Origin of the sequence: Desertihabitans aurantiacus, assembly GCF_003344635.1 — a bacterium.
Taxonomy (GTDB): Bacteria; Actinomycetota; Actinomycetes; order Propionibacteriales; family Propionibacteriaceae; genus Desertihabitans; species Desertihabitans aurantiacus.
In genome coordinates, this window is record NZ_QPKK01000337.1 from 1 (window position 1) to 3410 (window position 3410).

The following is a 3410-nucleotide window of genomic DNA, read 5'->3' on the forward strand; positions in this document are numbered from 1 at the left end:
GAGCGCGAGCCCGGGGTGACCGGGGTGGCCGTCCCGGTGCCGGGCCCGGACGGGTCGGTGCTCGCGGCGGTCGCGGTGGGCGGCCCGAGCGGGCGGTTCACCCCCGAGCTGGTCGAGGCCGCTGTCGAGGGTCTGCGGGGGCTGGCCGCGACGGCGGCGGGACGGGTCGGCGCGCTCGGAGCGGTGCGGTCACGCTGAGACCGGTTCTCAGCGCAGCACCGAGCTGAGCAGCAGGCTCGTCTCGGTGTTGCGCACCCCCGGCACCCGCCGGATCCGGCCGAGCACCCGGTCGAACTCGCCGAGGTCGGCCACCTGCAGCTCGGCGACCAGGTCCCAGCCGCCGTTGGTGGTGTGCAGCGAGGTGATCTCGGGCCAGCCGCGGATGACCTTGATCACCGTGTCGGTGTCGCGGCCGATCACCTCGATCAGCGAGATCGCCCGGACGCTCAGCGGGTCGGTCTCGTCGCGCACCCGGGCGGTGAACCCGATCACGGTGCCGTCGGCGACCAGCCGGTCCAGCCGGGCGGTCACGGTGGAGCGGGTCACCCCGAGCTCACGGGCCAGCGCGGCCACCGGGGCGCGTCCCTCGGCCCGCAGCAGCGAGAGCAGCCGGCGGTCGAGGTCGTCCAGGGTCGCCATGTGGCAGATCGTACGTCTGCGCTGCGCAGATCGACCGTTGTGACGACGGAAGTCCGGCAGGAAGCTCATTGAGTGACCACATCGCCGGTTCCTAGGCTCGCTCGCATGGTGATGTTCTTGGACGTGGCGCAGACGGCGCGGTGGATCCGGACCCGGGGTGTGGAGCACCTGCTACGCGGGCTGGTCGACTACCTCGAGCACGACTTCTCGCGCTGGGAGCACTTCGACAAGACGCCGCGGGTGGCCAGCCACACCCCGTTCGGGGTGATCGAGCTGATGCCCACCTCCGACGGCACGGAGTACGCCTACAAGTACGTCAACGGCCACCCCTCGAACCCGGCCCGCGGCTACCAGACCGTCACCGCCTACGGCGCGCTGGCCGACGTGCACAACGGCTACCCCACCTTCCTCTCGGAGATGACGCTGCTCACCGCCCTGCGGACCGCCGCCACCTCCGCGCTGGCCGCGCGGCTGCTGGCCCGTCCGGACGCCGAGGTGCTGGCCCTGGTCGGCGCCGGCAGCCAGGCGGAGTTCCAGGCGCTGGGGATGCGTGCGGTGCTCGGCGTCGAGCGGCTGCGGGTGTTCGACGTCGACCCGCTCGCGGTGGCCAAGGTCGTCGGCAACCTCGTCCCGCTCGGCTTCGAGGTCGAGGTGTGCCCCGACGCTGCCACCGCCGCCCGCGGCGCCGACGTCGTCACCACCTGCACCGCCGACAAGGCGCTGGCCACCGTGCTCCGTGACGCCGACGTCCGCGCCGGCGTCCACCTCAACGCCATCGGCGGGGACTGCCCGGGCAAGACCGAGCTCGACCCGGCGATCCTCGACCGCGCCGCCGTCTTCGTGGAGTACCCGCCGCAGACCCGGGTCGAGGGTGAGATCCAGGCCCGACCGGACCACCCCGTCACCGAGCTGGCCGCGGTGGTGGCCGGCACCGCGCCGGGGCGCACCTCGGCCGACCAGATCACCCTGTTCGACTCGGTCGGCTTCGCCGTCGAGGACTTCTCCGTGCTGCGCTTCGCCCGCGACCAGGTGCGTGGCACCGACCTCGTCACCGAGCTCGACCTGGTCGCCGCCCCCGCCGACCCGAAGGACCTCTTCGCGCTCGTCGCCCCGGTGCCCGACGCCGCCGTCGCGTCGCCCCGCGTGCTGGCGGGCTGACCCGTGACCCTCCTCGCCGAGCCGACGCTCGGCCCGTCCGGCGACCCCGCTCCCGCCCAGGCCCCCGCGGCCGTGGTGATGATCCGCCCGCACCACTTCCGTCCCAACCCGCAGACCGCCGCCGACAACTCCTTCCAGGTGCCGCCGGCCGCACTACGACAGGCTCAGCGCGCTGTGGTGGGGTCCGCACCGCGCCCGACCCAACGCCCCGAGCCTGTCGAAGGGCGATCACCTGACCTCACCGAGCTCGCCGCCCACGCGTACGCCGAGGTCACCACGGCGGCCGACCAGCTCACCGCGGCCGGCGTCCGGGTGCACCTCTTCGACGACCCGGCTCCCGATCGTCCCGACAGCGTCTTCTGCAACAACTGGTTCACCACCCACGCCGACGGACGGGTGGTGCTGCACTCGATGCACGCGCCCAACCGCCGTCGCGAGCCCCGCGCCGACGTGGTCGACGCGCTGCGGGCGGCCTACCGCGTCACCGAGGTCGTCGACCTCACCGACGGCCCGCCGCTGGAGGGCACCGGCGCGATGGTCCTCGACCCCGACCGCCGGACGGCCTACGTCTCCCGCTCGCTCCGCGCCGACGACACCGCGCTGGCGACCTTCTGCGCACGCCTCGGCTACCGGGCGCACGCCTTCGACACCGCCGACCGGACGGGTCGGGCGGTCTACCACACCAACGTCATGCTCTGCCTGGCCACCGGGCTCTCCCTGGTCGGGCTCGACCTGGTGCCCGACCCCGGGCAGCGCCGCCGGCTGGCCGAGGCCCTGGCGCAGCGCGGGGAGGTCGTCGCCCTCAGCACCGCCCAGGTGGCCGGGTTCGCGGGCAACGCCCTCGAGCTCACGGGCACCACGGGCCGGCTGCTGGCGATGTCGTCACGGGGCTGGCGCAGCCTCACCACCCGGCAGCGCCGGGCGGTCGAGCGGCACCTGCCGGTGCTGGCCCTGGACGTCCCCACGCTCGAGCTGGCCGGCGGCTCGGTGCGCTGCATGCTGGCCGGGGTGCACCTGCCGGCCCGCTAACCTCCCCCGGTGCCCGCGCTCGACCTCAGCCCGCTCTCCCGTCCCTCCCCGCCGGACCTGCGCGCCCGGGTGCTGCGCGACCCCCGGCGTCATCCGACCGCGCACCGGGCCCGGAGCAGGGCGCGTCGGCTCGGCGTCCTGCTGGTCGTCGGCGACGTCGTGATGGCGGGCGTGGTGGTGCTGTCGCTGCGTGAGGAGAGCGGCCTGCTGCCGGCCCTCGGGGTGGCGGCCGTGGTGCTGGTGGTGATGCTGTTCGGCGCGCGTGCGATCACCCGCCAACTCGGCACCGGGACGGTCGAGCGGTGGGCCCGGCTGGAGGCCCTGGCCCGCGCCAACGACCTGCAGCTGGCCGACGAGCCGCGCCGGTCCGACGTCGGCGGCCGCGTGCTGGACCACCCGGGGGCCACGATCACCCACCGGCTGCGCAGCGAGACGTCGCCGGACCGGGAGGTGGGGGTGGTCCGGCACGACCTCGGCGCCGGGCCGCCGCGGCTGACCCGCTACGTCGCCCTCCGGGTGCCGGCGGGGACGCCGCACCTCCTGGTGTCGGCCGCCGAGCCGCGGCAGGGGCGTCCCGGCACGGT

The 3410-nt window shown here is 75.0% G+C and carries 4 protein-coding genes and 1 pseudogene; 4 read left to right on the forward strand and 1 reads right to left on the reverse strand.

Annotated elements, in window-relative coordinates; genetic code table 11:
- Nucleotides 1–198 (forward strand): annotated as a pseudogene (locus DVA66_RS18435) (hypothetical protein); the annotation flags it as partial.
- A gap of 9 nt (nt 199–207) precedes the next feature.
- Here DVA66_RS18435 and DVA66_RS18440 read toward each other — a convergent pair.
- The gene (locus DVA66_RS18440) at nt 208–639 is read right to left on the reverse strand and encodes an Lrp/AsnC family transcriptional regulator (RefSeq protein ID WP_114561343.1); all 432 of its coding nucleotides are present in this window, start codon (nt 637–639) and stop codon (nt 208–210) included.
- Between the two features lie 105 nt (nt 640–744).
- On the opposite strand from DVA66_RS18440, the gene DVA66_RS18445 reads away from it, so the two are divergent.
- The 3 genes from DVA66_RS18445 to DVA66_RS18455 all read left to right on the forward strand — a co-directional run.
- Complete coding sequence (locus DVA66_RS18445; protein ID WP_114561344.1) at nt 745–1797, forward strand: ornithine cyclodeaminase; 1053 nt, start codon at nt 745–747, stop codon at nt 1795–1797.
- Nucleotides 1798–1800: 3 nt separating this feature from the next.
- Nucleotides 1801–2826, forward strand: coding sequence for an arginine deiminase-related protein (locus DVA66_RS18450; protein WP_198671935.1), 1026 nt, complete (start codon nt 1801–1803; stop codon nt 2824–2826).
- 9 nt (nt 2827–2835) lie between these two features.
- On the forward strand, nt 2836–3410 hold a 575-nt coding region (locus DVA66_RS18455; RefSeq protein WP_157974121.1), incomplete at its 3' end, for a hypothetical protein.

Coding starts and splice junctions, on each gene's coding strand:
- DVA66_RS18445 (WP_114561344.1), top strand. CDS start 745: ATGGTGATGTTCTTGGACGTGGCGCAGACGGCGCGGTGGATCCGGACC.
- DVA66_RS18440 (WP_114561343.1), bottom strand. CDS start 639: ATGGCGACCCTGGACGACCTCGACCGCCGGCTGCTCTCGCTGCTGCGG.